This is a genomic window from Paraburkholderia sp. JPY465 (assembly GCF_050436725.1).
Taxonomy (GTDB): Bacteria; Pseudomonadota; Gammaproteobacteria; order Burkholderiales; family Burkholderiaceae; genus Paraburkholderia; species Paraburkholderia youngii.
Genome location: NZ_JBNDMT010000001.1, coordinates 358,585 through 384,151, shown reverse-complemented (window position 1 = coordinate 384,151; position 25,567 = coordinate 358,585). Strand labels below are relative to the sequence as shown.

The following is a 25,567-nucleotide window of genomic DNA, read 5'->3' as shown; positions in this document are numbered from 1 at the left end:
GGTGCCTCCCAATGTGTAACGCAGCTTTGAACCTCGCCCGCAAGCGCCTTTCGAAGAGCGGCAGCAGCTTGATGACCCAGCGGTACACCGTCGAATGATCCACCGCGATACCACGCTCGTCCATCATTTCCGCAAGATTGCGCAAACTCAGCGAATAGGCCACGTACCATCGCACGCACAGCAAAATCACTTCAAGCGGGTAGTGAAGGCGCTTCAGGACCTTGGCCAGGCCCGGCGCGAGTGTGGTTCGCGGTGTCTCCGTCTTCTTCATCGCACAGCTCAAAAATTCGCTACCCAATTTTAACGTGGGCCTTACTGCAACAGAACCACTGATCGCCCCTGCCAGCATTGCCTTCTCTCCTCTCTAACGTGACAAAGCCATCGAGACAATGCCATTGACGATTGCTCCCAACTTGATGACAACGCTCTGCAAAGCCTTGGAGATGCCGCAATGAAAATCGACAGGTCAGTAAGTCCAGGTGATGGCGGTGGCAATGAAAGGGTTGAGGAATCGGCGCCCGGGCGCTCCCTGGCGTCGCGGCCGGAATCTGCGGATCGAGGCGCCGGTGTAGCGCCTGACATGCTGTTGGCGCCGCTGGCCGTACGTCGTCAGGCGCGCAGGATGCAGCCTTATCCGGGTGCCCAGCGGCAGCGGGCATTCTCCTCCCGGCCGCATGGCGGGGAAGCGAACGCCGGGTATCCCTTGCGCGACTTGCACCGGCGCGAGAGGTCCGAAGAGGACAACGAGCGCAAGATGGCCCGCGGCCAGAGCCAGCCTAGCCCGTCGTCATGGCCTCAGGGCACGCACCACCGGTCAGGTTATCAGCATCGGCCGGTCCTGACGGGAAGCGGTGCGCAGGAGTCCCGGGCTCAGGCAGCAGGTCCATCGCGCAAGCGAACGGCGCGCGATCCGGGGGATGCGCTGGATGACAGGGAGCGTACAAGACCACGCATCGATCCGTATGAATCACAGCGCAGCAGCCCGTGTCTGGCGATACACCTGAAATATCGGGAACGCGACTTCAGCCGGCAGCTCGTTGAGCAACGGCACGAGCAGCAACGGCTGCTTTCCAGCGGCGGGCGGATTGATGGCGTTCGGATGGCGGCGGAGAACGTGCTGGCGCAGCGTAATGGCCACGGGCGCGCGCTGGTCTTTCTGCGCCCGGAGCACGCCGACGACAACGTGTACTTCCTGGATCGGTATCTGCAGAAACTGCCGAACGGGTTTGCAGGCTCCGGAAAAGTCCGTGCGGCTGTCGAACTGGCGGCGCACTATGTCGTGGACACCGACTGGTGCGAGGACCTGCCGGCTGCACATTACGCCCATCTTGCCAACAAGCTGAGCAAGCATGCTGACAGTGAAATCTGCCGGCTGGCGCTGGAACGTATCGCAGCGCACGTGCTGAGGCCGGACGCGGCGAACGGGCTCCGAGCCAAGGAGGCGGCCCTTCTGGGCAATGCGCTGTCCAAGGCGGCGCAACACGGGATGTGCTGCGAAGCGGTGGTGCGTCTTGTCGGGCATCTTCGAGCGGACCGCCAGATCGACAGGCTGAACGGGCAGGGCATCTCAACCCTGCTTAATGCCCTCTCGAAGTGGCCGCAGGAGGCAGCCGCGCGCGACGGTGCGCAGCCCCTGGCCAGGCGGGTCGCAAACGACGCGCGGCTGCGCCGGTCGATGAACGCACAGGAAGTGGCGATGGCGGTGAATGGGCTGTCAAAGTGGCCGGAGGCGCCCGAAGCGCGGGACGCGGTGCTGGCCCTGGCGCAACGGGTCGCCACCGACGAGGCGCTGTGCAGGGCGATGAACGCACAGGCAGTGGCGATGGTCGTGAATGGGCTGTCAAAGTGGCCGGAGGCGCCCGAAGCACGGGACGCGGTGCTGGCCCTGGCACAGCGGGTCGCTACCGACGAGGTGCTGCGCAGGGCGATGAACGCGCAGCATGTGGCCGAGGTCCTGAATGGGCTGTCAAAGTGGTCGGAGGCGCCCGAAGCGCGGGACGCGGTGCGGGTGCTGGCGCAACGGGTCGCCACCGACGAGGTGCTGCGCAGGGCAATGACCGCGCAGGCCGTGGCGATGGCGCTGCATGCGCTGTCCAGATGGCCGGAGGCGCCTGAAGCGCGGGCCGCGGTGCTGGCCCTGGCGCAGCGCGTCGCCACCGACAAGAAGCTGCGCAAGGAGATGAGCGCGCAGCATGTGGCCGAGGCCCTGAATGCGCTGTCGAAGTGGCCGGAGGCGCCCGAAGCGCGGGAGGCGGTGCTGGCCCTGGCGCAGCGGGTCGCCACCGACGATGCGCTGTGCAGGTCGATGAACGCGCAGGCCGTGGCGATGGCCGTGAATGGGCTGTCAAAGTGGCCGGAGGAGCCTGAAGCGCGGGAGGCGGTGCTGGCCCTGGCGCAACGGGTCGCCACCGACAAGAAGCTGCGCGATTTGATGACCGCACAGGCCGTGGCGATGGCCGCGAATGGGCTGTCAAAGTGGCCGGAGGAGCCTGAAGCGCGGGAGGTGGTGCTGGCCCTGGCGCAACGGATCGCCACCGACCAGGTGCTGTGCACGTCGATGAACGCACAGGACGTGGCGATGGCCGGGAATGGGCTGTCAAAGTGGCCGGAGGCGCCCGATGCGTGGGCCGCGGTGCGGGTGCTGGCGCAGCGCGTCGCCACCGACGAGGTGCTGCGCCAGGCGATGAGCGAGCAGCATGTGGCCGAGGTCCTGAATGCGCTGTCAAAGTGGCCGGAGGCGCCCGATGCGTGGGCCGCGGTGCGGGTGCTGGCGCAGCGCGTCGCCACCGACGAGGCGCTGTGCCAGTCGTTGAACCCACAGGAAGTGGCGCTGGCGGTGAATGGGCTGTCAAAGTGGCCGGAGGCGCCCGAAGCGCGGGACGCGGTGCTGGCCCTGGCGCAGCGGGTCGTCACCGAGGAGACGCTGTGCCGGTCGTTGAACCCACAGGACGTGGCGATGGCCGGGAATGGGCTGTCAAAGTGGCCGGAGGCGCCCGAAGCGCGGGCCGCGGTGCGGGTGCTGGCGCAGCGGGTCGTCACCGAGGAGGCGCTGTGCCAGTCGTTGAACCCACAGGAGGTGGCGCTGGCGCTGAATGCGCTGTCCACATGGCCGCAGGAGACCGGTCTGCGGGAGGCGGCCAGGCTGCTGGCGGCACGCCTGGGCCGGCCTCCGCTCGCGTGGAATGCGTTCGGTTTCGGCCATCTCGCGCAGATTGCCAACGCACTGGCGCGGCCGGGTGGGGACGAAGACGGGGACGCCGGGCTCGCACGCAGTGTACTGATGGGGGTCGCGGTGCACCTGGCGCCGCGCCCGGAACGCTTCGACAGCGCCGATGGCCGCAGCGTGGGTGTGCTGCTCAAGGCGTTCGCCCAGCTGCGGATGCACGACGCGCTGCGGCCGCTTGGCGCGGCAGCGCTGGAACGTGTCCGGGCGCTGTGCGGTGCCGGGGGCCTGCGCGATGAACCGCTGGAAAGCGTAGGCAACCTGTGCATGGGGCTGCTGCCGCTGGCGCGCAGCGCGCAGCTGAAGCGCCACCGGGTGGGCGCGCTGCAGACCTTCGAGGCGCTGCACCCGGTCGTGGCACGCAAGATCGACGCGTATCTGCGCCAGGCCCGCGGGGGGGCGGGCGCCCGTGCCGGGCTGCGCCTGAAGGATGGCGACGAAGCGTGCGGTACGCGCTGTGCGGCCCTGTCACTGTATCAGGTGCTCAAGGCATACAGTCTGGTGGCCCGCCAGTGGAAGGTGAGCTACATCGGCGGCGGGCACGAGCTGGTGAAGGCGCGACGGGAGACCCTGAAGCAGTGGGTGCGACAGACGCTGGACAGGACGCGCGAGCTCATCGAGGCGGACCTGCAGGAAATGAGCTGGAACCTGATTGCGCAGATCGAGGCGGATGAGGCGATCCTGGACGCACTGGATCTGCGGCTGGCCAGCGAGGCGCATCTGGCGGACCTCACGGGGCGTTACCCCCCTCGCCGGTTCGATCTGGCAGCGTGCCACGCGAGCCTGCGCACAGCGGCGGGAAACGTGGAGCGACCCGGACCGGGTGTGGGCGACACCCGGCATGTGACGGTCGACCTGCAGGGACGGGAGCTGGAGCCCGCCGCGTCGTCCGGCGGGGAGCGGCGTGACTACTCCTTTTATGCCCGTCTGACGGGCGAGCCCCTGGTGGAGGTGCGGCTGCCGGGCGCGTTAAGCGGCTTCATGCTGGCGCGCACGTTCCAGTATAACGGCGAGCCCTGGCGCTTCGACATGTTCGGCGGCAGCCGCCTGACACGGGGGCGGCAGACGTCAGCCCGGGACCTCGCCGAGGGCCGCAGCGCGTCGGCTTCGGTGCTGCCGGCGGTGCGGTATGCCGACAGCGTCCCCGGCAGCGCCTTCATGGAGCTGGCACAGAAGCTGGCGCCGCAGCGCGAGGACTGGTCGCGCATGCAACGGGCGCTCATGGAGATGGTGCCGCATGACCATGTGGTGGAGGGCACGTTGCGGCTGGGCTGGTTTGAGGACGTGTCCGGGGCGCAGCACCCGTTCAGGCTGCAGGGGCCGCAGGGCGAGCGCATCGCGCTGTGTCCGAATGACGGCTGCGGGTTTCTGGGATGGGATGTGGCGATGCGCATTCCGGTGGTGCGCGACCATATCGAGGCATGGCAGGCAGTCCGGCAGGAACGGGGCAGCGAGGCACAGCGCAAGCTGGTGGAGGGCCAGGAGCCCGGGTTCAACGCGATGCCGCCGCAGGCGCTGATGCATTTCCCGCGGGACGAGGCGGCGCTGGGGGAAGCGCGCGAGGCGATGCAGCGCAGGCTGGACGGGTTGGACAGGCAGGTATCGCCGGAGGTGGGCCGCCTGACGCTGTACCAGCTGGCCGTCAGCGGGGGTTATCAGGGGCGGCGCATCCGCGCGGTGCCCTCGGCTGACGACAGGCTGTACCTGCCGTCGATTCCCCTGCCGGGCTTCGAGGAATTGCAGGGCGATGTGCTGGTGGGCAAGCCGCCCTACGACAAGGAGAACCTGTTGCCCATTGGGGCCGCGCAGGTCGTTACGCCCGGCCAGGGGGACGTGACGGCCCGGTTTCTGGAGCAGTGCTTCGCCATCCAGTACAGCTATACGGGATTCAATGAGGATTCGGCGGAGGGCGCCGAGATGCTGCACAGCAAGGGCATGCTGATCATTGTGCCGCCGGAATACTGGCCCAAGGAGCATGCGGGGCTGCACCTGGCCTGTTCGCGGGAGGACCTGAAGACGCTGTCGCGCTGGACGGGCGGGCGCGGGCGCGAGCGCGACGCGCTGCCGCGGCAGATGCTCAGCACGGGCAGCCTGCGGGTCAAGGACGTGCTGCTGCCGGGGCGGCTTGGGGCGCTGCCGATTGCGGAGCTGCGCAAGCGGAACATGGACACGGACGGGGACGATGCGTTCGTCTATGCGGGCTATCCGGCGCTGGCGGCCCACATCCGTCGCGTCATGGAGGCGCGCCAGGCGCGGCGGGGCGAGGAGCGCTCGTTCAAGCCGCCGAAGACGGCCCATCCGGCTCTCGATGAGCAGGGCCGCTACCACGCAGGACGGGCACGCGAAATCCTGGCCGAGCAGCGCGGGGGGGCGCTGCTGGGGAAAGCCGCCACGCTGGCGATGCGCTTTCTTGCGCAACCGGACGAGCAGCGCGAGGCCATGGCGCGACGCATGATGTTCGGCACCTACGACGGGGTGGAGCGCGAGCTGCGCAACGGGCTGCGCAAGCGGTTGCGGGGGGACGGGGATGCACCAGCGCTGGAGTGGTTGCAGGCGCAGGCAGGTGAGGCGATGGAGCGGGCCCATGAGCCGGAAGCGCACGAGGCGGCGAAACTGCTGTACGAGCTGGGCATGCAGCTGGGCGGCGACAGCGTTCAGGCACCGCCGCTTGCGCCGGCGCTGGCGCAGTGGTTCCCGGCACTGGCGAGCGCCTACGGGCAGGCGCACGACACGGCCGGGCGTGTGCACGCGGTGCTGGACAACTATCCGGTGTGCCGGCTCTCGCGTACGGCGTTCCCCGGCGGGCAGCCGGGGCTGGTGCCGGGCGAGCCGGAGCTGTCCATGCGCAATCTTTTTACGATAGCGATCAAGGTGGGCACGGACGCGCTGAAGTCGGACACGGGCACCGATCTGTTTACGGGTGTCATCGAGTGCTGCGAACGGGTGGAAAGCCTCTACCCGGAGCGTCTGCGGCGGGTCCCGTACAGCAAGCAGACGGCGGCAGAAATACGCGATGGGCGTTTCGATCCACAGTGGGCGCAGACGGTGCTGCCGCACATGCCCACGATGGCAGCGGGGGTCATGCAGGACGCGGTCCACGCGCTGCAGCAGGCAAAGCTGCTCAGCGTACCGGCTACGCCGGCCGAACGGGCGCAAGAGGTTTCCCCGCAGGCGCTGCAGCGGCAGGCGCAGGCGTTGCATGAGCGCGCCCGCCAGGCCGAGCCGCAGATCACGCCGCTGCTGAAGGACATCCTGGGCCATGGCGGGGTGCCGGGGCGTGAAGGGGGGCGGCCGCATCTGGCGGGCGAACAGAAAAAGCTGAAGTCGCCGCTCTCGCTACAGGACAAGCTGGCCCGGCTGATTGGCGGCATGCCGCCGCTGGATCTGGCCCAGGCCAGCGCGCGGGTCAACGATGCGCTGCGCTACAGTGTGGTGCTGTCCCCGGATACGTTTATGGCGGACTATCGCCGGATCCTTCTGCAGCTCGAAGGGAAGGCGCATGCCCTGATGCGGTGTCACAATCACTTCAGCCGGGAACGCAGCCCTTTCCGGGCGGTGAGCGTCACGCTGGAGGATCCGGAGGGCTTCCCATGGGAAATCCAGTTTCATACGGAGCACACGTTCAGGTGCAAGGAGCACTACCACCACCTGTACAAGCAGGCGCAACGATGTGGATTCGGTGGCGCTCACCGGGACGAGATCTGGAAGCTGCTCGGGCCGGCGCGCGAGGCCTTCCAGGCATCAGCCGTCCCGCCGGGGGTGGAGGATATCGTGGACTGGGATCCGGATCCGGATCCGGTATTGACGGTTCCGCCGCGGCCCCAGCCCCAGGCGCCAGTTGCACGGGGCATGCCGTCCCCGCTTGCGGGGCTGGCCCGTCAGATCAGAAGCCAGGCTGAACGTCTGGAGGGTACGGTCTGGCCTGTGCTGCGGCAGGCGCTGGAGGACCACGGCGCGAAGTTGCGCAAGGACCGGGACGGTGACGACTGGCGCAGCTTCATCTTCAAGAAGGAGAAAAGCATTAAAGAGAAGCTGGCCCGGATACAGCGCGAGCAGGGTCTGCAAACACCGCAGGAGGCCGCCGGGCGGGTACGCGACGGGCTGCGCTACGAGGTACTGCTCGACCCGGAGGGCTTTGCCAGAGGCGCCCAGGGCATTCTCGCCCGTCTGGAGCAGGCCGGCATGACGGTCATGCGCGTGAACAACGGCTTTACCCGTGAGGGCACCGGCTATGCGGGCCTGAATGTGAACGTGCGCACCCGCGTCCAGGGCGAAGACGCCGACTGGGAAATCCAGTTCCACACCCCTGAGAGCCTGCGGGTCAAGCAGAAGAGTCACCGGACCTACGAAAAGCTGCGCCAGCTCTCGCCTGATGCGGAGTCGCGCGAGAAGCTGGAGAAGGAACTGCGCGAGGCGGCAGCGCGCGTGGCGCGCCCGCAGGACATCGGGACGATCGGGTCCTTCGATCACTATGCGGAACCCGCCACTGCCGGTGAAGGGCCCGCTGGCCCGATGAACCCGCCATACCGCGGCGCAGCCCCGGATCAGGCACGCAATCGCGGCCTGAACACCCCGCCGCAGCCGTCCGGGCCGCACCACGCCACGCGAAGCGCGCCTGCGGTAGCGCCGCGGGCCCAGGATTCCGGCCATGCGGTTCGCAGCAGCTGGCCCCCCCGCCCCCCTGCGCGCACCACACGTGTCCAGCCGCCTGCCCGCCCCCTGGCGGGTGCCTCGCCCGCCCAGGCGTCCGTCCGCCGATCCCTGAAGGAGTTCGATTCTGCTAGCCACTATCGCAGTCTTGGCGCGTTTCTGGCGGAAGCGGACGCGGAGATGGGGGTGGCCAGCGGACTGGGAAACAATTGCCTGCTCGACACAGTTCTTCAGTTCGTGTGCAACATCAGGCGACGGCCCGGGGTGGAAACGGAGCAGACGAGGGAACTCGAGGTGGCAGCGCAGGCATTGCGAAGCGTGCTGGATGAGCAGGGCCTGGCCGATGCGCGTGACTTCATCGACATGTACACGGCTGGGGCGAGACTCGCGCACAGCCTTGACATCCGCATCCAGACCATTGAGCTCGAGCAGCGCGGGCGGGTCACAGTGCATCCGGTTGTTGGTCAGCAAGGCCCGCTTGTGCATATCCTCCACACGCACATGCCGGGTCACTTTCAGCCATTGTGGCCGCGCCCACCACGATCATAAGCGATCTGGGCGTGGTTCAAAAAGCGCGATTTTTGCGTTACACAGACGAGCGGAAGCAGCCTGCGTAAGAAAGCAGGAATAATAAGGATTGCGGTTCAAATGGAGGCCGGCGACGACCTGCCGATATCAGGTTCGCTGAGGCTGGAGTGGGCCGAATCCGAGCAGCGTCAGCCAGTGATCGTGAGGCTTGCGGCTCATCAGTTCCCTCGGGCTCTTTCCAGTTCGCTCAGGGCATCGGCTGCGGGCAAAGCGGCGATGGTTGAAGACAAACTGCAGCAGACCAAGCCAGGCCCGCCCGCCCTTCAGATGACGCCGGTTGGTCAGGTAGACGCGCAGTCGCGAGTTGAGATTTTCGACCAGCGAGCTGCTGCGTGGTGTGCTATGCAGCGCCCCGGATACGGCGGCGTAGACGCCGTGAAACGGGCGGCCGATGCGGGCTAGCAGGCGATTCCACCCTTGCCAGAACGCACTCGACGTTTCGGACTTGCGATGCAGCATGCAGACCTCGCGCACGAGATGGCGCGCCACGTTGTGCGTTCGTGCAATGGCGTCGAGTTTTGTGTCGAGCAGGCCCGCGAAAGCGAGCAGGCCGTCGCGCTGGTTCTGAAGGGCACGCCGGTATGCCCCTGTACGTGACAGGTCCCGTGCTTCACGTTGCTGCAGTTCGGCAACCACGAAATCGAACAGCCGTTGACGCGTCGCGAGGTCCGGCCCAGCCAGTGACAGGATGTCACGTTCGAGCCACTGAACCAGGGTGCGCAGGTCGGCAGCCAGCTCGTGCGCATGGGCTTCATTGCGCCGAAGCGTTTCCAGCGCGGCTTCGAGGAGGCTATCCTCACCACGTCGACGGGGATTGGCCAGACGCGCTTCGAGCTGCTCGCGCCCGGTGCGAGCGCCACTGGCGACACGATGCCAGAGCGTCGCTAGTGATTTACCCTGCTGGATGATGTGGAATACGTCGCCGTGACACGGCGTATCGGGCCAGGCCATTTTTTGCCCGGCACGCAGACCGGTTCCCGCATCGGCGATCGTGTGCTCAGGATCGAGGCCCTGTGCCTGCAGGTCCAGCAGATGGATGGCCCAGGTGTCGCCGTCGCGATGGGCTTCGGGGGCGAGCAGATAGCAATAGGTCGAGGCGACATCGATACCGGCGAGCACGGGTTGGGAACCCTGAAAGAGTTCGTCGTGCAGACCGACCCGGATGGGTGAGAGATCGATACCGGCGTTGATGGCGATGGCCTGCTTTGCGGCCCGCTGAAGAACGGTGTGAATCGTGCCCAGGCTGGTCGAGACGCCGAGCAGGTCGTGCATGAGTTCAAGGGTACTGCGAAACGAAACGTGAGTTAAAGTCAAATCTGGTGTATGCGGTCTCGGCGTAATCAGGCGGCTAGCGATTGCTGAGCCGGTGTGCTGTCGGTCACCGGTTCTCCATCCTTGAACGTCATCCCGTCAAGCATCGAAGTGAGCTTTTCCGGGGCGCGGATGCGCCGCCACGATTCTTCGGCCGACTCGATCAGCTTGAACGCCAGCCCGAGGAACGTCGCGCGCGATACACAGTTGCGCGTGCGTTTCGTGCGATGGCGCACCGTCGCAAAGGTCGATTCAATCGGGTTCGTGGTGCGCAGATGCTGCCAGTGTTCAGCCGGGAAATCGTAAAACGCGAGCAGCTCGTCACGATCTTCCGTCAGCTTTTCGGCGACCTTCGGGTACTTTGCCGAGTACGCGTCGACGAAGTGATTGAATGCGGCCAGTGCATCAGCGCGCGTGGCCGCCATCCAGATGTCCTGCATCGCCTTCTTGCCTCGAGCCTGCTGCGATTTCGGCAGCGCATTGAGCACGTTACCCATCTTGTGAAACCAGCAGCGCTGATGCTTCGTCTGCGGGAACACTTCCTCCATCGCGGCCCAGAATCCCATCGCGCCATCGCCGCAGGCCAGCAGTGGCCCCGACGGCAGGCCGCGCTTCTTCAGATCGAGCAGCAGTTCGCTCCACGATGCCTTCGATTCCCGGTAGCCGTCACCGATGGCCACACGTTCCTTCGTCCCGTCCGGTTTGACGCCAATGATCACCAGCAGGCACTGGCCGTCGGAATCGTCGCTGCGCACACCGGTGTGAATGCCGTCGGCCCACCAGTAGACCCAGCGCGCCGACGACAGCTCACGCCGATTCCACTGCTCATGCTCATCGGCCCATTGGGCCTTCAGCCGGCTCACGACGTTCGGCGACATGCCGCTGACCTGGCCGCCCAGCATGATGCCCATAGCTTCGCTCATGTCGCCCGTCGAGATGCCTCGCAGGTACAGCCACGGCAGCGCTGCCGACACGCGCGCGGACTTGCGCACGTACGGCGGCACGATCGTCGAATTGAACCGGATGCCCGAGCCCGAACGATCCCGCACCTTCGGCACCTGAACCGTCACCGGACCGATCGCTGTGACGACCTCGCGCTCGGGCAGGTAGCCGTTGCGCACCACGGCACGCCGGCCGTCGATCGACTTCACGTTGCTGTACTGTTCGAGCATGGTCGCCAGTTCCACCTCGACTGCCTGCTGAATGATCTGCCGCGCGCCTTGCTGGATCAGCTCATCTAGCACGCTTTTCGTTTGCGCTTTACTGCTGTTCGATTCTTGCGTAATCTTCTTCATGGTGGTCGGGTCCGGCCTTCTCGGGTTCGCTGGTTGTGCCTTTGACAAGCAACATTCTCGCTAGACCGCCACCGCCTTCTCAAATTCCCGCCGCTCCCGCTGTACACCAGATTCGACAATAGCTCACGAAACGTGGCCCACCATCGTGAGCGCCACGATGACCTGATCGAGCCATTGGCGGGTGACCGGCAGCATGAAAAGCACCTGATCTGCGTCGGCTGCCCGCGTGGTATCAAAGGCTTCATCCAGCGCTACACTGGCCGTGCCGATCTGTCGGTAGACCGTCGGGCGGCTCACGCCGTTACGCTCAGCCAGCACACTGATGGGTTCGGTGCGCGTGAGGGCCTGAAGTGCAATCGCTTTGCGTTTGTCGTCGCTCAGTCTGCCGACGCCAGATCGGGTGTTTTGAGTCATGGATGCCGCAGAGGAAAAATGGGGGCACCATTATCGCCTGGCACTCAAGGTGCCTCCCAATGTGTAACGCAGCTTTGAACCTCGCCCGCCGATTCCACTGCTCATGCTCATCGGCCCATTGGGCCTTCAGCCGGCTCACGACGTTCGGCGACATGCCGCTGACCTGGCCGCCCAGCATGATGCCCATGGCTTCGCTCATGTCGCCCGTCGAGATGCCTCGCAGGTACAGCCACGGCAGCGCTGCCGACACGCGCGCGGACTTGCGCACGTACGGCGGCACGATCGTCGAATTGAACCGGATGCCCGAGCCCGAACGATCCCGCACCTTCGGCACCTGAACCGTCACCGGACCGATCGCTGTGACGACCTCGCGCTCGGGCAGGTAGCCGTTGCGCACCACGGCACGCCGGCCGTCGATCGACTTCACGTTGCTGTACTGTTCGAGCATGGTCGCCAGTTCCACCTCGACTGCCTGCTGAATGATCTGCCGCGCGCCTTGCTGGATCAGCTCATCTAGCACGCTTTTCGTTTGCGCTTTACTGCTGTTCGCTTCTTGCGTAATCTTCTTCATGGTGGTCGGGTCCGGCCTTCTCGGGTTCGCTGGTTGTGCCTTTGACAAGCAACATTCTCGCTAGACCGCCACCGCCTTCTCAAATTCCCGCCGCTCCCGCTGTACACCAGATTCGACAATAGCTCCGGGCGACACGGTCATCTGCAAACAGCGGGGGCGCAAGAGGATGACCCAATCAGAACCATGGCTTCGCACCAGTCGCAATACTGGGCTCGGTCCCCTCGCACCACCTTTAACCAAAGCAGCGGTCTATCTCAAATGGCTTGTGCTCCCGAAGCATGTGATAGCAGGCGCGCGCCAGTTTGTGCGCCAGCGCCTTGATCGCGACAATCCTGTTTCGTGTGTGTTTCTTGCGCTCGTAAAAGCGCCGGGCTTGTGGACATGAACGAATGGCGAAGTTGGCGGCCTCGACAAATGCCCACGCCAGATACTTGTTGCCGTTCTTCGTATTGCCTTCGCCTTTCTTCCTGCTGTTGCTTTCACGCCGGCTATCCACGCAGCGGCAGTACGAACTGAAATTGCCAACCCTGGTGAAGCGCGAGATGGTTCCGGTCTCCAGCATGATGGTGGTAGCGAGAACCGGACCAATACCCGGCACTGAGTTCAGTAATGCATAATCCGGGTCCAACTTCACCTGTTCCATGAGTCGCTTCTCGATGACCCGAATCTCCTTCTGCAAGGTCAGCATGATCGTCAGATTGGCTTGCATCGCAAGCGTCACATCGGGAGCAAAACCAAATTCGTTGACCTGCGCCTCATCCAGTTGCTTGACCCGCTCACTCTCGATCTGTCCACCACTATGACGTGCGAACAGGTTTTCAATCGCGAGGATCTGCGCCGTACGGCACTGAACCAGTTGCATCCGTTTGCGCGCAAGGTCGCGCAGCGGACGTTGCTCCACCGGATAGATGTACCCTTCGGGCAAAAGCCCGAGACGAAGCAGTTGCGCGAGATGGATCGCATCGGTGAAGTCACCGCTGTATTTCAGGCCATCATACTGCCGGATCGCTGCAGGGTTGGCCAGATGCACCCGGTAGCCGTCGCTCATCAACTCATCCACAACCCAGTACCAGTTGAACGTTGCTTCAATAACCACTCCCACGAGATCTGCACGGTGGGGTGCCAGTGCTGCGCGAATCTGGACGGGATCGTTCGGTAACCTCCGCTGGTAGAGAACACGGTCAGTTTCGTCGCTGACCACAACCACGCTGTTATTCGAGTGCAGGTCGATTCCGCTAAACTTGTCCATGCCGGCCTCCTGTGGTCAAGTGGGTCTCGCAACCTCAACTCTACGCCCGCCGCTTCACCACAACGGCGTGGGGCCGGCTATATGATTATCAGATCCCATCGGTCTGCCAGCGCCGCATGATCCGGTAGACGCGCGTGTAATTGATTTCAGGCAGGCCCTTTGCATTGTTTTCGATCGGCAGCATCTTCCACTGACAGCCGATATAGAGCGCCTTCAGGGCGTAGTTGAACATCTTGTGCAACGGTAGCGTGGGGGGGCGGTCCACGTCGGCCGCGGCCCAGGTGAGGCCAGACAAACTGCTCGAACTGCTCGACGCTCAATTTCGTGGGAATCGCCTGCCAGCATGGGTTTGTAGCCATTTTCAATCCCCAAACCCTTGACTTTAATCGATCCGTCCGCGACGAGCCCGCAACCCACTCCTGATGCGGCTCGCAGACAAATTCGGGCGCCTCGAAAAACCCGCAACCACTTGAACGTGACAATGCCTTTCTGAACCAATTCAAGTTGCCTTCGCTATCCTCGTCAACCCTTCGCATCTCTAGGGTCTTAGAGTCTCCCTGCCCTTACTATCAACGCGCGAGTGGAAATATCTTTACCGGGCAGTGGACAAGGCGGGCGACACGGTCGAATTCCTGCTCAGGGCCAGGCGGGACAAGGTCGCTGCCCGGCGGTTCTTTGAAAAGGCGATCGCCCATAATGGTACGCCAGAGACCGTGACCATCGACAAAAGCGGCTCCAATCTGGCCGCACTGGATGCGGTGAATGCCGATCGCGAGACGCCGATCAAGGTCCGTCAGATCAAGTACCTGAACAACATTGTCGAACAGGACCATCGGGCTATCAAACGCCGGACCCGGCCGATGCTGGGATTCAAGAACTTCCACCGTGCGAGGGTCATTCTCGGCGGCATCGAGGTCACAGAACCACATTGACCGCCAACGTGACAACGCTCTGCCAAGCCTTGCGGATGCCGCAATGAAAACCGACAGGCCAACAAGTCCATATAGTCCATATGATGCCGGTGCCAATGAAAGGCTTGAGGAGTCGGCACCCAGGCGATCCGGGGCGGGGCGAAGGGGGGGCGCGGATCGGCACACAGGTGCGGCCGTTGACATGCGGCTGGCGCCGCTGGCCGTACGTCGTCAGGCGCGCAGGATGCAGCCTTATCCGGGTGCCCAGCGGCAGCGGGCATTCTCCTCCCGGCCGCATGGCGGGGAAGCGAACGCCGGGTATCCCTTGCGCGACTTGCACCGGCGCGAGAGGTCCGAAGAGGACAACGAGCGCAAGATGGCCCGCGGCCAGAGCCAGCCTGGCCCGTCGTCATGGCCTCAGGGCACGCACCACCGGTCAGGTTATCAGCATCGGCCGGTCCTGACGGGAAGCGGTGCGCAGGAGTCCCGGGCTCAGGCAGCAGGTCCATCGCGCAAGCGAACGGCGCGCGATCCGGGGGATGCGCTGGATGACAGGGAGCGTACAAGACCACGCATCGATCCGTATGAATCACAGCGCAGCAGCCCGTGTCTGGCGATACACCTGAAATATCGGGAACGCGACTTCAGCCGGCAGCTCGTTGAGCAACGGCACGAGCAGCAACGGCTGCTTTCCAGCGGCGGGCGGATTGATGGCGTTCGGATGGCGGCGGAGAACGTGCTGGCGCAGCGTAATGGCCACGGGCGCGCGCTGGTCTTTCTGCGCCCGGAGCACGCCGACGACAACGTGTACTTCCTGGATCGGTATCTGCAGAAACTGCCGAACGGGTTTGCAGGCTCCGGAAAAGTCCGTGCGGCTGTCGAACTGGCGGCGCACTATGTCGTGGACACCGACTGGTGCGAGGACCTGCCGGCTGCACATTACGCCCATCTTGCCAACAAGCTGAGCAAGCATGCTGACAGTGAAATCTGCCGGCTGGCGCTGGAACGTATCGCAGCGCACGTGCTGAGGCCGGACGCGGCGAACGGGCTCCGAGCCAAGGAGGCGGCCCTTCTGGGCAATGCGCTGTCCAAGGCGGCGCAACACGGGATGTGCTGCGAAGCGGTGGTGCGTCTTGTCGGGCATCTTCGAGCGGACCGCCAGATCGACAGGCTGAACGGGCAGGGCATCTCAACCCTGCTTAATGCCCTCTCGAAGTGGCCGCAGGAGGCAGCCGCGCGCGACGGTGCGCAGCCCCTGGCCAGGCGGGTCGCAAACGACGCGCGGCTGCGCCGGTCGATGAACGCACGGGCAGTGGCGATGGCCGTGAATGGGCTGTCAAAGTGGCCGGAGGCGCCCGAAGCGCGGGATGCGGTGCTGGCCTTGGCGCAACGGGTCGCCACCGACGAGGCGCTGTGCAGGGCGATGAACGCACAGGACGTGGCCCAGCTCCTGAATGGGCTGTCAAAGTGGCCGGAGGCGCCCGAAGCGCGGGATGCGGTGCTGGCCTTGGCGCAACGGGTCGCCACCGACGAGGCGCTGTGCAGGGCGATGAACGCACAGGACGTGGCCCAGCTCCTGAATGGGCTGTCAAAGTGGCCGGAGGAGCCCGAAGCACGGGACGCGGTGCGGGTGCTGGCGCAACGGGTCGCCACCGACGAGGCGCTATGCCGGTTGTTGAACCCACAGGAAGTGGCGATGGTCGTGAATGCGCTGTCAAAGTGGCCGGAGGAGCCCGACGCGTGGGACGCGGTGCGGGTGCTGGCGCAGCGGGTCGCCACCGACGAGGGGCTGCGCCAGTCGTTGAGCGCGCGGGATGTGGCCGAGGCCCTGAATGCGCTGTCAAAGTGGCCGGAGGAGCCCGATGCGTGGAACGCGGTGCGGGTGCTGGCGCAACGGGTCGCCACCGATAAGGCACTGCGCAGGGCAATGACCGCGCAGGCAGTGGCGATGGCGCTGAATGGGCTGTCAAAGTGGCCGGAGGAGCCCGAAGCGCGGGATGCGGTGCTGGCCCTGGCGCAGCGCGTCGCCACCGACGAGGTGCTGCGCCAGGCGATGAGCGCGCAGCATGTGGCCGAGGTCCTGAATGCGCTGTCAAAGTGGCCGGAGGCGCCCGATGCGCGGGACGCGGTGCGGGTGCTGGCGCAACGGGTCGCCACCGACGGCGAGGTGCTATGCATGGAGATGACCGCACAGGAAGTGGCGATGGCGCTGAATGGGCTGTCCAGATGGCCGGACGAGCCCGATGCGTGGACCGCGGTGCTGGCCCTGGCGCAACGCGTCGCCACCGACGAGGTGCTGCGCAGGGCAATGACCGCGCAGGCCGTGGCGATGGCGCTGCATGCGCTGTCCAGATGGCCGGAGGCGCCTGAAGCGCGGGCCGCGGTGCTGGCCCTGGCGCAGCGGGTCGTCACCGAGGAGGCGCTGTGCCAGTAGATGAGCGTTGAACCCACAGGCCGTGGCGATGGTGCTGCATGCGCTGTCCACATGGCCGCAGGAGACCGGCCTGCGGGAGGCGGCCAGGCTGCTGGCGGCACGCCTGGGCCGGCCTCCGCTCGCGTGGAATGCGTTCGGTTTCGGCCATCTCGCGCAGATTGCCAACGCACTGGCGCGGCCGGGTGGGGACGAAGACGGGGACGCCGGGCTCGCACGCAGTGTACTGATGGGGGTCGCGGTGCACCTGGCGCCGCGCCCGGAACGCTTCGACAGCGCCGATGGCCGCAGCGTGGGTGTGCTGCTCAAGGCGTTCGCCCAGCTGCGGATGCACGACGCGCTGCGGCCGCTTGGCGCGGCAGCGCTGGAACGTGTCCGGGCGCTGTGCGGTGCCGGGGGCCTGCGCGATGAACCGCTGGAAAGCGTAGGCAACCTGTGCATGGGGCTGCTGCCGCTGGCGCGCAGCGCGCAGCTGAAGCGCCACCGGGTGGGCGCGCTGCAGACCTTCGAGGCGCTGCACCCGGTCGTGGCACGCAAGATCGACGCGTATCTGCGCCAGGCCCGCGGGGGGGCGGGCGCCCGTGCCGGGCTGCGCCTGAAGGATGGCGACGAAGCGTGCGGTACGCGCTGTGCGGCCCTGTCACTGTATCAGGTGCTCAAGGCATACAGTCTGGTGGCCCGCCAGTGGAAGGTGAGCTACATCGGCGGCGGGCACGAGCTGGTGAAGGCGCGACGGGAGACCCTGAAGCAGTGGGTGCGACAGACGCTGGACAGGACGCGCGAGCTCATCGAGGCGGACCTGCAGGAAATGAGCTGGAACCTGATTGCGCAGATCGAGGCGGATGAGGCGATCCTGGACGCACTGGATCTGCGGCTGGCCAGCGAGGCGCATCTGGCGGACCTCACGGGGCGTTACCCCCCTCGCCGGTTCGATCTGGCAGCGTGCCACGCGAGCCTGCGCACAGCGGCGGGAAACGTGGAGCGACCCGGACCGGGTGTGGGCGACACCCGGCATGTGACGGTCGACCTGCAGGGACGGGAGCTGGAGCCCGCCGCGTCGTCCGGCGGGGAGCGGCGTGACTACTCCTTTTATGCCCGTCTGACGGGCGAGCCCCTGGTGGAGGTGCGGCTGCCGGGCGCGTTAAGCGGCTTCATGCTGGCGCGCACGTTCCAGTATAACGGCGAGCCCTGGCGCTTCGACATGTTCGGCGGCAGCCGCCTGACACGGGGGCGGCAGACGTCAGCCCGGGACCTCGCCGAGGGCCGCAGCGCGTCGGCTTCGGTGCTGCCGGCGGTGCGGTATGCCGACAGCGTCCCCGGCAGCGCCTTCATGGAGCTGGCACAGAAGCTGGCGCCGCAGCGCGAGGACTGGTCGCGCATGCAACGGGCGCTCATGGAGATGGTGCCGCATGACCATGTGGTGGAGGGCACGTTGCAGCTGGGCTGGTTTGAGGACGTGTCCGGGGCGCAGCACCCGTTCAGGCTGCAGGGGCCGCAGGGCGAGCGCATCGCGCTGTGTCCGAATGACGGCTGCGGGTTTCTGGGATGGGATGTGGCGATGCGCATTCCGGTGGTGCGCGACCATATCGAGGCATGGCAGGCAGTCCGGCAGGAACGGGGCAGCGAGGCACAGCGCAAGCTGGTGGAGGGCCAGGAGCCGGAGTTCAACGCGATGCCGCCGCAGGCGCTGATGCATTTCCCGCGGGACGAGGCGGCGCTGGGGGAAGCGCGCGAGGCGATGCAGCGCAGGCTGGACGGGTTGGACAGGCAGGTATCGCCGGAGGTGGGCCGCCTGACGCTGTACCAGCTGGCCGTCAGCGGGGGTTATCAGGGGCGGCGCATCCGCGCGGTGCCCTCGGCTGACGACAGGCTGTACCTGCCGTCGATTCCCCTGCCGGGCTTCGAGGAATTGCAGGGCGATGTGCTGGTGGGCAAGCCGCCCTACGACAAGGAGAACCTGTTGCCCATTGGGGCCGCGCAGGTCGTTACGCCCGGCCAGGGGGACGTGACGGCCCGGTTTCTGGAGCAGTGCTTCGCCATCCAGTACAGCTATACGGGATTCAATGAGGATTCGGCGGAGGGCGCCGAGATGCTGCACAGCAAGGGCATGCTGATCATTGTGCCGCCGGAATACTGGCCCAAGGAGCATGCGGGGCTGCACCTGGCCTGTTCGCGGGAGGACCTGAAGACGCTGTCGCGCTGGACGGGCGGGCGCGGGCGCGAGCGCGACGCGCTGCCGCGGCAGATGCTCAGCACGGGCAGCCTGCGGGTCAAGGACGTGCTGCTGCCGGGGCGGCTTGGGGCGCTGCCGATTGCGGAGCTGCGCAAGCGGAACATGGACACGGACGGGGACGATGCGTTCGTCTATGCGGGCTATCCGGCGCTGGCGGCCCACATCCGTCGCGTCATGGAGGCGCGCCAGGCGCGGCGGGGCGAGGAGCGCTCGTTCAAGCCGCCGAAGACGGCCCATCCGGCTCTCGATGAGCAGGGCCGCTACCACGCAGGACGGGCACGCGAAATCCTGGCCGAGCAGCGCGGGGGGGCGCTGCTGGGGAAAGCCGCCACGCTGGCGATGCGCTTTCTTGCGCAACCGGACGAGCAGCGCGAGGCCATGGCGCGACGCATGATGTTCGGCACCTACGACGGGGTGGAGCGCGAGCTGCGCAACGGGCTGCGCAAGCGGTTGCGGGGGGACGGGGATGCACCAGCGCTGGAGTGGTTGCAGGCGCAGGCAGGTGAGGCGATGGAGCGGGCCCATGAGCCGGAAGCGCACGAGGCGGCGAAACTGCTGTACGAGCTGGGCATGCAGCTGGGCGGCGACAGCGTTCAGGCACCGCCGCTTGCGCCGGCGCTGGCGCAGTGGTTCCCGGCACTGGCGAGCGCCTACGGGCAGGCACACGACACGGCCGGGCGTGTGCACGCGGTGCTGGACAACTATCCGGTGTGCCGGCTCTCGCGTACGGCGTTCCCCGGCGGGCAGCCGGGGCTGGTGCCGGGCGAGCCGGAGCTGTCCATGCGCAATCTTTTTACGATAGCGATCAAGGTGGGCACGGACGCGCTGAAGTCGGACACGGGCACCGATCTGTTTACGGGTGTCATCGAGTGCTGCGAACGGGTGGAAAGCCTCTACCCGGAGCGTCTGCGGCGGGTCCCGTACAGCAAGCAGACGGCGGCAGAAATACGCGATGGGCGTTTCGATCCACAGTGGGCGCAGACGGTGCTGCCGCACATGCCCACGATGGCAGCGGGGGTCATGCAGGACGCGGTCCACGCGCTGCAGCAGGCAAAGCTGCTCAGCGTACCGGCTACGCCGGCCGAACGGGCGCAAGAGGTTTCCCCGCAGGCGCTGCAGCGGCAGGCGCAGGCGTTGCATGAGCGCGCCCGCCAGGCCGAGCCGCAGATCACGCCGCTGCTGAAGGACATCCTGGGCCATGGCGGGGTGCCGGGGCGTGAAGGGGGGCGGCCGCATCTGGCGGGCGAACAGAAAAAGCTGAAGTCGCCGCTCTCGCTACAGGACAAGCTGGCCCGGCTGATTGGCGGCATGCCGCCGCTGGATCTGGCCCAGGCCAGCGCGCGGGTCAACGATGCGCTGCGCTACAGTGTGGTGCTGTCCCCGGATACGTTTATGGCGGACTATCGCCGGATCCTTCTGCAGCTCGAAGGGAAGGCGCATGCCCTGATGCGGTGTCAAAATCACTTCAGCCGGGAACGCAGCCCTTTCCGGGCGGTGAGCGTCACGCTGGAGGATCCGGAGGGCTTCCCATGGGAAATCCAGTTTCATACGGAGCACACGTTCAGGTGCAAGGAGCACTACCACCACCTGTACAAGCAGGCGCAACGATGTGGATTCGGTGGCGCTCACCGGGACGAGATCTGGAAGCTGCTCGGGCCGGCGCGCGAGGCCTTCCAGGCATCAGCCGTCCCGCCGGGGGTGGAGGATATCGTGGACTGGGATCCGGATCCGGATCCGGTATTGACGGTTCCGCCGCGGCCCCAGCCCCAGGCGCCAGTTGCACGGGGCATGCCGTCCCCGCTTGCGGGGCTGGCCCGTCAGATCAGAAGCCAGGCTGAACGTCTGGAGGGTACGGTCTGGCCTGTGCTGCGGCAGGCGCTGGAGGACCACGGCGCGAAGTTGCGCAAGGACCGGGACGGTGACGACTGGCGCAGCTTCATCTTCAAGAAGGAGAAAAGCATTAAAGAGAAGCTGGCCCGGATACAGCGCGAGCAGGGTCTGCAAACACCGCAGGAGGCCGCCGGGCGGGTACGCGACGGGCTGCGCTACGAGGTACTGCTCGACCCGGAGGGCTTTGCCAGAGGCGCCCAGGGCATTCTCGCCCGTCTGGAGCAGGCCGGCATGACGGTCATGCGCGTGAACAACGGCTTTACCCGTGAGGGCACCGGCTATGCGGGCCTGAATGTGAACGTGCGCACCCGCGTCCAGGGCGAAGACGCCGACTGGGAAATCCAGTTCCACACCCCTGAGAGCCTGCGGGTCAAGCAGAAGAGTCACCGGACCTACGAAAAGCTGCGCCAGCTCTCGCCTGATGCGGAGTCGCGCGAGAAGCTGGAGAAGGAACTGCGCGAGGCGGCAGCGCGCGTGGCGCGCCCGCAGGACATCGGGACGATCGGGTCCTTCGATCACTATGCGGAACCCGCCACTGCCGGTGAAGGGCCCGCTGGCCCGATGAACCCGCCATACCGCGGCGCAGCCCCGGATCAGGCACGCAATCGCGGCCTGAACACCCCGCCGCAGCCGTCCGGGCCGCACCACGCCACGCGAAGCGCGCCTGCGGTAGCGCCGCGGGCCCAGGATTCCGGCCATGCGGTTCGCAGCAGCTGGCCCCCCCGCCCCCCTGCGCGCACCACACGTGTCCAGCCGCCTGCCCGCCCCCTGGCGGGTGCCTCGCCCGCCCAGGCGTCCGTCCGCCGATCCCTGAAGGAGTTCGATTCTGCTAGCCACTATCGCAGTCTTGGCGCGTTTCTGGCGGAAGCGGACGCGGAGATGGGGGTGGCCAGCGGACTGGGAAACAATTGCCTGCTCGACACAGTTCTTCAGTTCGTGCGCAACATCAGGCGACGGCCCGGGGTGGAAACGGAGCAGACGAGGGAACTCGAGGCGGCAGCGCAGGCATTGCGAAGCGTGCTGAATAAGCAGGGCCTGGCCGATGCGCGTGACTTCATCGACATGTACACGGCTGGGGCGAGACTCGCGCACAGCCTTGACATCCGCATCCAGACCATTGAGCTCGAGCAGCGCGGGCGGGTCACAGTGCATCCGGTTGTTGGTCAGCAAGGCCCGCTTGTGCATATCCTCCACACGCACATGCCGGGTCACTTTCAGCCATTGTGGCCGCGCCCACCACGATCATAAGCGATCTGTCGCAATAAGGCAGTCTGCTATGCTGACGGGCCTTAATGGGTGACTTGATCGATGACCGAGAAGCTTTGTCCGGGTGTGGCAAAAGTACTCAACCGGTTGCATTACCGTAAGCGGCTCGTGCCGCTCGTGCCGGCCGTTATAGACAGTGGCTGAGGGCGAGATAAGAGTGATGCACATCATTTCCAGTCTGATGGGCACCACTTAGACACACGGCGTCCATTCCTTCGCGGTCCGATACTGCTGTAGTGGTGATGCGGATCGCGTGTACGTTCATGTCAGCGTCGATCGACAGATGCATCTTGCGCCACGGCGTGCGCGCGGCCTTCTGACCGTACTTTTCCTCGTACCACTGGCTCGCCCGCCCAAAGCTCAATCCCGTGCTGTCGACGATGAGACTGATCGTCCCGCCGCGCGCGAGACGTCGGGCCAGCTGTTCGCAACGCTGCGTGACGCTCACCTCCAGTGAAGCGAACCGTTCGCCCAACTGACTGGCGCTGGGCACCGGGATGTCCAGCCCGCGAGTCTCCCAGTAGTCCTCCATATAGCCGGTGATCTGCCGCATCCCCCAACCGAACAGCCGGTAGAAGGTCAAGATCAGCTCGATGTACGCCGTGGTGTAGGTCGGCTCACGCCCCGACACGCCCGGCGTACGGATCTTTGCGTTGATAAGCTGCGCCTTCAGTGCGTATTCCACGCAAATCGAGCAGCCGTACCGCGGCAAAGCGAGCAGACATTCCACGCGAAGCCGAGCGGGGATTCCACAGCAAAGCGAGCGCTGCGGACGTGGCGACGCGGGGTGAGTTCTTTTACTCCTTCTCGTCTTCGATGGTCAAACCATTTCGGCGCTTGCGCATCGACTCGCCCGATAGTGTGAGCCGATGCGCGTTGTGAACCAGCCGGTCGAGGATCGCGTCTGCAAGCGTTGGATCGCCGATGGCGGCATGCCAGCTGTCGACTGGAATCTGGCTGGTTACGATTGTCGAACGCCGGCCGTGCCGGTCGTCGAGCACCTCGAGCAGATCACGCCGCGCCGAATCCGACAGCGGCGCCATGGCGAGGTCGTCCATGACGAGGATGTCGGTTTTCGCCCATTGCGCGAGCAGCTTCGCGTAACCGCCGCTACCGTGCGCGATGGCCATCTCCTCATTGAACTTCGGCATGCGTAGATAGCGGGCCGAGAAGCCCTGACGGCATGCCTGGTTGACCAGCGCGCATGCGAGCCAGCTTTTGCCAAGGCCGGTCGAAGCAGAGACATACTGCCCGCGAACAGCTCCCTGAGCTGGTTCGCATCTACTATCCGTTCCATCCGCGTGCCGGCGGTGAGGTCGAGGTGCTGGGGCGCTCGACGCTAGGCGCGGAAGACTTTCTCATCGTTCGCCAGCCCGACGGCACCCGCGCTTATCTTCCGCGGTGGATGACACTGCCGTCGGCGGGGAACGTGCCTACCCACTTACCGGCTCGCCTGCCGATGGCGGCGCTGCTGGCGCTGCGTCAGGAGCTCGACGTTGTTCTATCTTCTTCGGCAGGTATCCAGCCAATCGGAGGCGCCGATGAAGTCTCTTCCGCTGCGCACGCGGCAACCCGCCCCAACGGATCTGTTCGACAGTGTTCAACCGCCGCTGCCCCAGGCACGCCTGGAGCAGGTTCACGATCAACTCGTCGCGCTGCTAAGCCAACTGTTGTGGGAAGTGGTCGACAACGCCGACGCAACACGAAGCCCGGAGAACAGCGATGAGCAAGATTAGCTGTTACGTCGCAGGCTGAACGAGACTCGGCATCGCGAGATATTCGAGGCGAGACGACGCTGTTTGTCGCGAGCTGATCGGGGAGAACGCGTGTCCGGTCGAACGCGAGACGCAGCGAAGGTAGATTTGCGGGCGTGGTTCAAAAAGCGCGATTTTTGCGTTACACAGACGAGCGGAAGCAGCCTGCGTAAGAAAGCAGGAATAATAAGGATTGCGGTTCAAATGGAGGCCGGCGACGACCTGCCGATATCAGGTTCGCTGAGGCTGGAGTGGGCCGAATCCGAGCAGCGTCAGCCAGTGATCGTGAGGCTTGCGGCTCATCAGTTCCCTCGGGCTCTTTCCAGTTCGCTCAGGGCATCGGCTGCGGGCAAAGCGGCGATGGTTGAAGACAAACTGCAGCAGACCAAGCCAGGCCCGCCCGCCCTTCAGATGACGCCGGTTGGTCAGGTAGACGCGCAGTCGCGAGTTGAGATTTTCGACCAGCGAGCTGCTGCGTGGTGTGCTATGCAGCGCCCCGGATACGGCGGCGTAGACGCCGTGAAACGGGCGGCCGATGCGGGCTAGCAGGCGATTCCACCCTTGCCAGAACGCACTCGACGTTTCGGACTTGCGATGCAGCATGCAGACCTCGCGCACGAGATGGCGCGCCACGTTGTGCGTTCGTGCAATGGCGTCGAGTTTTGTGTCGAGCAGGCCCGCGAAAGCGAGCAGGCCGTCGCGCTGGTTCTGAAGGGCACGCCGGTATGCCCCTGTACGTGACAGGTCCCGTGCTTCACGTTGCTGCAGTTCGGCAACCACGAAATCGAACAGCCGTTGACGCGTCGCGAGGTCCGGCCCAGCCAGTGACAGGATGTCACGTTCGAGCCACTGAACCAGGGTGCGCAGGTCGGCAGCCAGCTCGTGCGCATGGGCTTCATTGCGCCGAAGCGTTTCCAGCGCGGCTTCGAGGAGGCTATCCTCACCACGTCGACGGGGATTGGCCAGACGCGCTTCGAGCTGCTCGCGCCCGGTGCGAGCGCCACTGGCGACACGATGCCAGAGCGTCGCTAGTGATTTACCCTGCTGGATGATGTGGAATACGTCGCCGTGACACGGCGTATCGGGCCAGGCCATTTTTTGCCCGGCACGCAGACCGGTTCCCGCATCGGCGATCGTGTGCTCAGGATCGAGGCCCTGTGCCTGCAGGTCCAGCAGATGGATGGCCCAGGTGTCGCCGTCGCGATGGGCTTCGGGGGCGAGCAGATAGCAATAGGTCGAGGCGACATCGATACCGGCGAGCACGGGTTGGGAACCCTGAAAGAGTTCGTCGTGCAGACCGACCCGGATGGGTGAGAGATCGATACCGGCGTTGATGGCGATGGCCTGCTTTGCGGCCCGCTGAAGAACGGTGTGAATCGTGCCCAGGCTGGTCGAGACGCCGAGCAGGTCGTGCATGAGTTCAAGGGTACTGCGAAACGAAACGTGGCCCACCATCGTGAGCGCCACGATGACCTGATCGAGCCATTGGCGGGTGACCGGCAGCATGAAAAGCACCTGATCTGCGTCGGCTGCCCGCGTGGTATCAAAGGCTTCATCCAGCGCTACACTGGCCGTGCCGATCTGTCGGTAGACCGTCGGGCGGCTCACGCCGTTACGCTCAGCCAGCACACTGATGGGTTCGGTGCGCGTGAGGGCCTGAAGTGCAATCGCTTTGCGTTTGTCGTCGCTCAGTCTGCCGACGCCAGATCGGGTGTTTTGAGTCATGGATGCCGCAGAGGAAAAATGGGGGCACCATTATCGCCTGGCACTCAAGGTGCCTC

General features: G+C 65.5%; 11 protein-coding genes and 4 pseudogenes. 5 read left to right on the top strand and 10 right to left on the bottom strand.

Features of this window, described 5'->3' with window-relative positions:
- Nucleotides 1-37: 37 nt before the first annotated feature.
- Nucleotides 38-271, bottom strand: a pseudogene (locus QFZ94_RS01900) (IS6 family transposase); the annotation flags it as partial.
- A 180-nt stretch (nt 272-451) separates the two neighbouring features.
- On the opposite strand from QFZ94_RS01900, the gene xopAD reads away from it, so the two are divergent.
- Nucleotides 452-8,422, top strand: a complete 7,971-nt coding sequence (xopAD, locus tag QFZ94_RS01895; RefSeq protein ID WP_429455411.1) for a XopAD/skwp family type III secretion system effector — start codon at nt 452-454, stop codon at nt 8,420-8,422.
- Nucleotides 8,423-8,548: 126 nt separating this feature from the next.
- On the opposite strand, the gene QFZ94_RS01890 is transcribed toward xopAD, so the two are convergent.
- The 6 genes and pseudogenes from QFZ94_RS01890 to QFZ94_RS01865 form a co-directional block, all read right to left on the bottom strand.
- Complete coding sequence (locus tag QFZ94_RS01890) at nt 8,549-9,775, bottom strand: hypothetical protein (protein ID WP_429455410.1); 1,227 nt, start codon at nt 9,773-9,775, stop codon at nt 8,549-8,551.
- A gap of 26 nt (nt 9,776-9,801) precedes the next feature.
- Nucleotides 9,802-11,067 carry an IS256 family transposase gene (locus QFZ94_RS01885; protein WP_429455391.1) on the bottom strand — a complete coding sequence of 422 codons (1,266 nt, stop codon included), beginning with the start codon at nt 11,065-11,067 and terminating at the stop codon, nt 9,802-9,804.
- 123 nt (nt 11,068-11,190) lie between these two features.
- Complete coding sequence (locus tag QFZ94_RS01880) at nt 11,191-11,364, bottom strand: hypothetical protein (RefSeq protein WP_429455409.1); 174 nt, start codon at nt 11,362-11,364, stop codon at nt 11,191-11,193.
- Nucleotides 11,365-11,566: 202 nt separating this feature from the next.
- Nucleotides 11,567-12,052, bottom strand: a pseudogene (locus tag QFZ94_RS01875) (transposase); the annotation flags it as partial.
- A gap of 232 nt (nt 12,053-12,284) precedes the next feature.
- The gene (locus QFZ94_RS01870; RefSeq protein WP_429455408.1) at nt 12,285-13,301 is read right to left on the bottom strand and encodes an IS110 family transposase; all 1,017 of its coding nucleotides are present in this window, start codon (nt 13,299-13,301) and stop codon (nt 12,285-12,287) included.
- Between the two features lie 88 nt (nt 13,302-13,389).
- Nucleotides 13,390-13,566 carry a hypothetical protein gene (locus QFZ94_RS01865; RefSeq protein WP_429455407.1) on the bottom strand — a complete coding sequence of 59 codons (177 nt, stop codon included), beginning with the start codon at nt 13,564-13,566 and terminating at the stop codon, nt 13,390-13,392.
- Between the two features lie 313 nt (nt 13,567-13,879).
- Here QFZ94_RS01865 and QFZ94_RS01860 point away from each other — a divergent pair.
- The 3 genes and pseudogenes from QFZ94_RS01860 to QFZ94_RS01850 form a co-directional block, all read left to right on the top strand.
- Nucleotides 13,880-14,218 (top strand): annotated as a pseudogene (locus QFZ94_RS01860) (IS6 family transposase); the annotation flags it as partial.
- Nucleotides 14,219-14,456: 238 nt separating this feature from the next.
- Nucleotides 14,457-16,646: a hypothetical protein gene (locus QFZ94_RS01855; protein WP_429455406.1), complete on the top strand. Its 2,190-nt coding sequence runs from the start codon at nt 14,457-14,459 to the stop codon at nt 16,644-16,646.
- Between the two features lie 7 nt (nt 16,647-16,653).
- Nucleotides 16,654-22,014 carry a hypothetical protein gene (locus QFZ94_RS01850; RefSeq protein WP_429455405.1) on the top strand — a complete coding sequence of 1,787 codons (5,361 nt, stop codon included), beginning with the start codon at nt 16,654-16,656 and terminating at the stop codon, nt 22,012-22,014.
- A gap of 145 nt (nt 22,015-22,159) precedes the next feature.
- On the opposite strand, the gene QFZ94_RS01845 is transcribed toward QFZ94_RS01850, so the two are convergent.
- Entirely contained in the window at nt 22,160-22,717 is a 558-nt protein-coding gene (locus QFZ94_RS01845) for a transposase (RefSeq protein WP_429455404.1), read from the bottom strand.
- Nucleotides 22,718-22,829: 112 nt separating this feature from the next.
- Nucleotides 22,830-23,276: pseudogene (locus tag QFZ94_RS01840) on the bottom strand (ATP-binding protein); the annotation flags it as partial.
- Nucleotides 23,277-23,528: 252 nt separating this feature from the next.
- Here QFZ94_RS01840 and QFZ94_RS01835 point away from each other — a divergent pair.
- A complete protein-coding gene (locus QFZ94_RS01835; protein ID WP_429455403.1) occupies nt 23,529-23,768 on the top strand; it encodes a hypothetical protein in 240 nt (79 codons plus the stop codon).
- A gap of 249 nt (nt 23,769-24,017) precedes the next feature.
- Here the strand turns inward: QFZ94_RS01835 and QFZ94_RS01830 are convergent, their stop codons facing one another.
- A complete protein-coding gene (locus QFZ94_RS01830; protein ID WP_429455144.1) occupies nt 24,018-25,511 on the bottom strand; it encodes a hypothetical protein in 1,494 nt (497 codons plus the stop codon).
- Nucleotides 25,512-25,567 lie beyond the last annotated feature (56 nt).

Excerpts from the sequence above, each read along its gene's own strand:
- xopAD (WP_429455411.1), top strand. The coding sequence starts at position 452 with ATGAAAATCGACAGGTCAGTAAGTCCAGGTGATGGCGGTGGCAATGAA.
- QFZ94_RS01885 (WP_429455391.1), bottom strand. The coding sequence starts at position 11,067 with ATGAAGAAGATTACGCAAGAATCGAACAGCAGTAAAGCGCAAACGAAA.
- QFZ94_RS01870 (WP_429455408.1), bottom strand. The coding sequence starts at position 13,301 with ATGGACAAGTTTAGCGGAATCGACCTGCACTCGAATAACAGCGTGGTT.
- QFZ94_RS01855 (WP_429455406.1), top strand. The coding sequence starts at position 14,457 with ATGCAGCCTTATCCGGGTGCCCAGCGGCAGCGGGCATTCTCCTCCCGG.
- QFZ94_RS01830 (WP_429455144.1), bottom strand. The coding sequence starts at position 25,511 with ATGACTCAAAACACCCGATCTGGCGTCGGCAGACTGAGCGACGACAAA.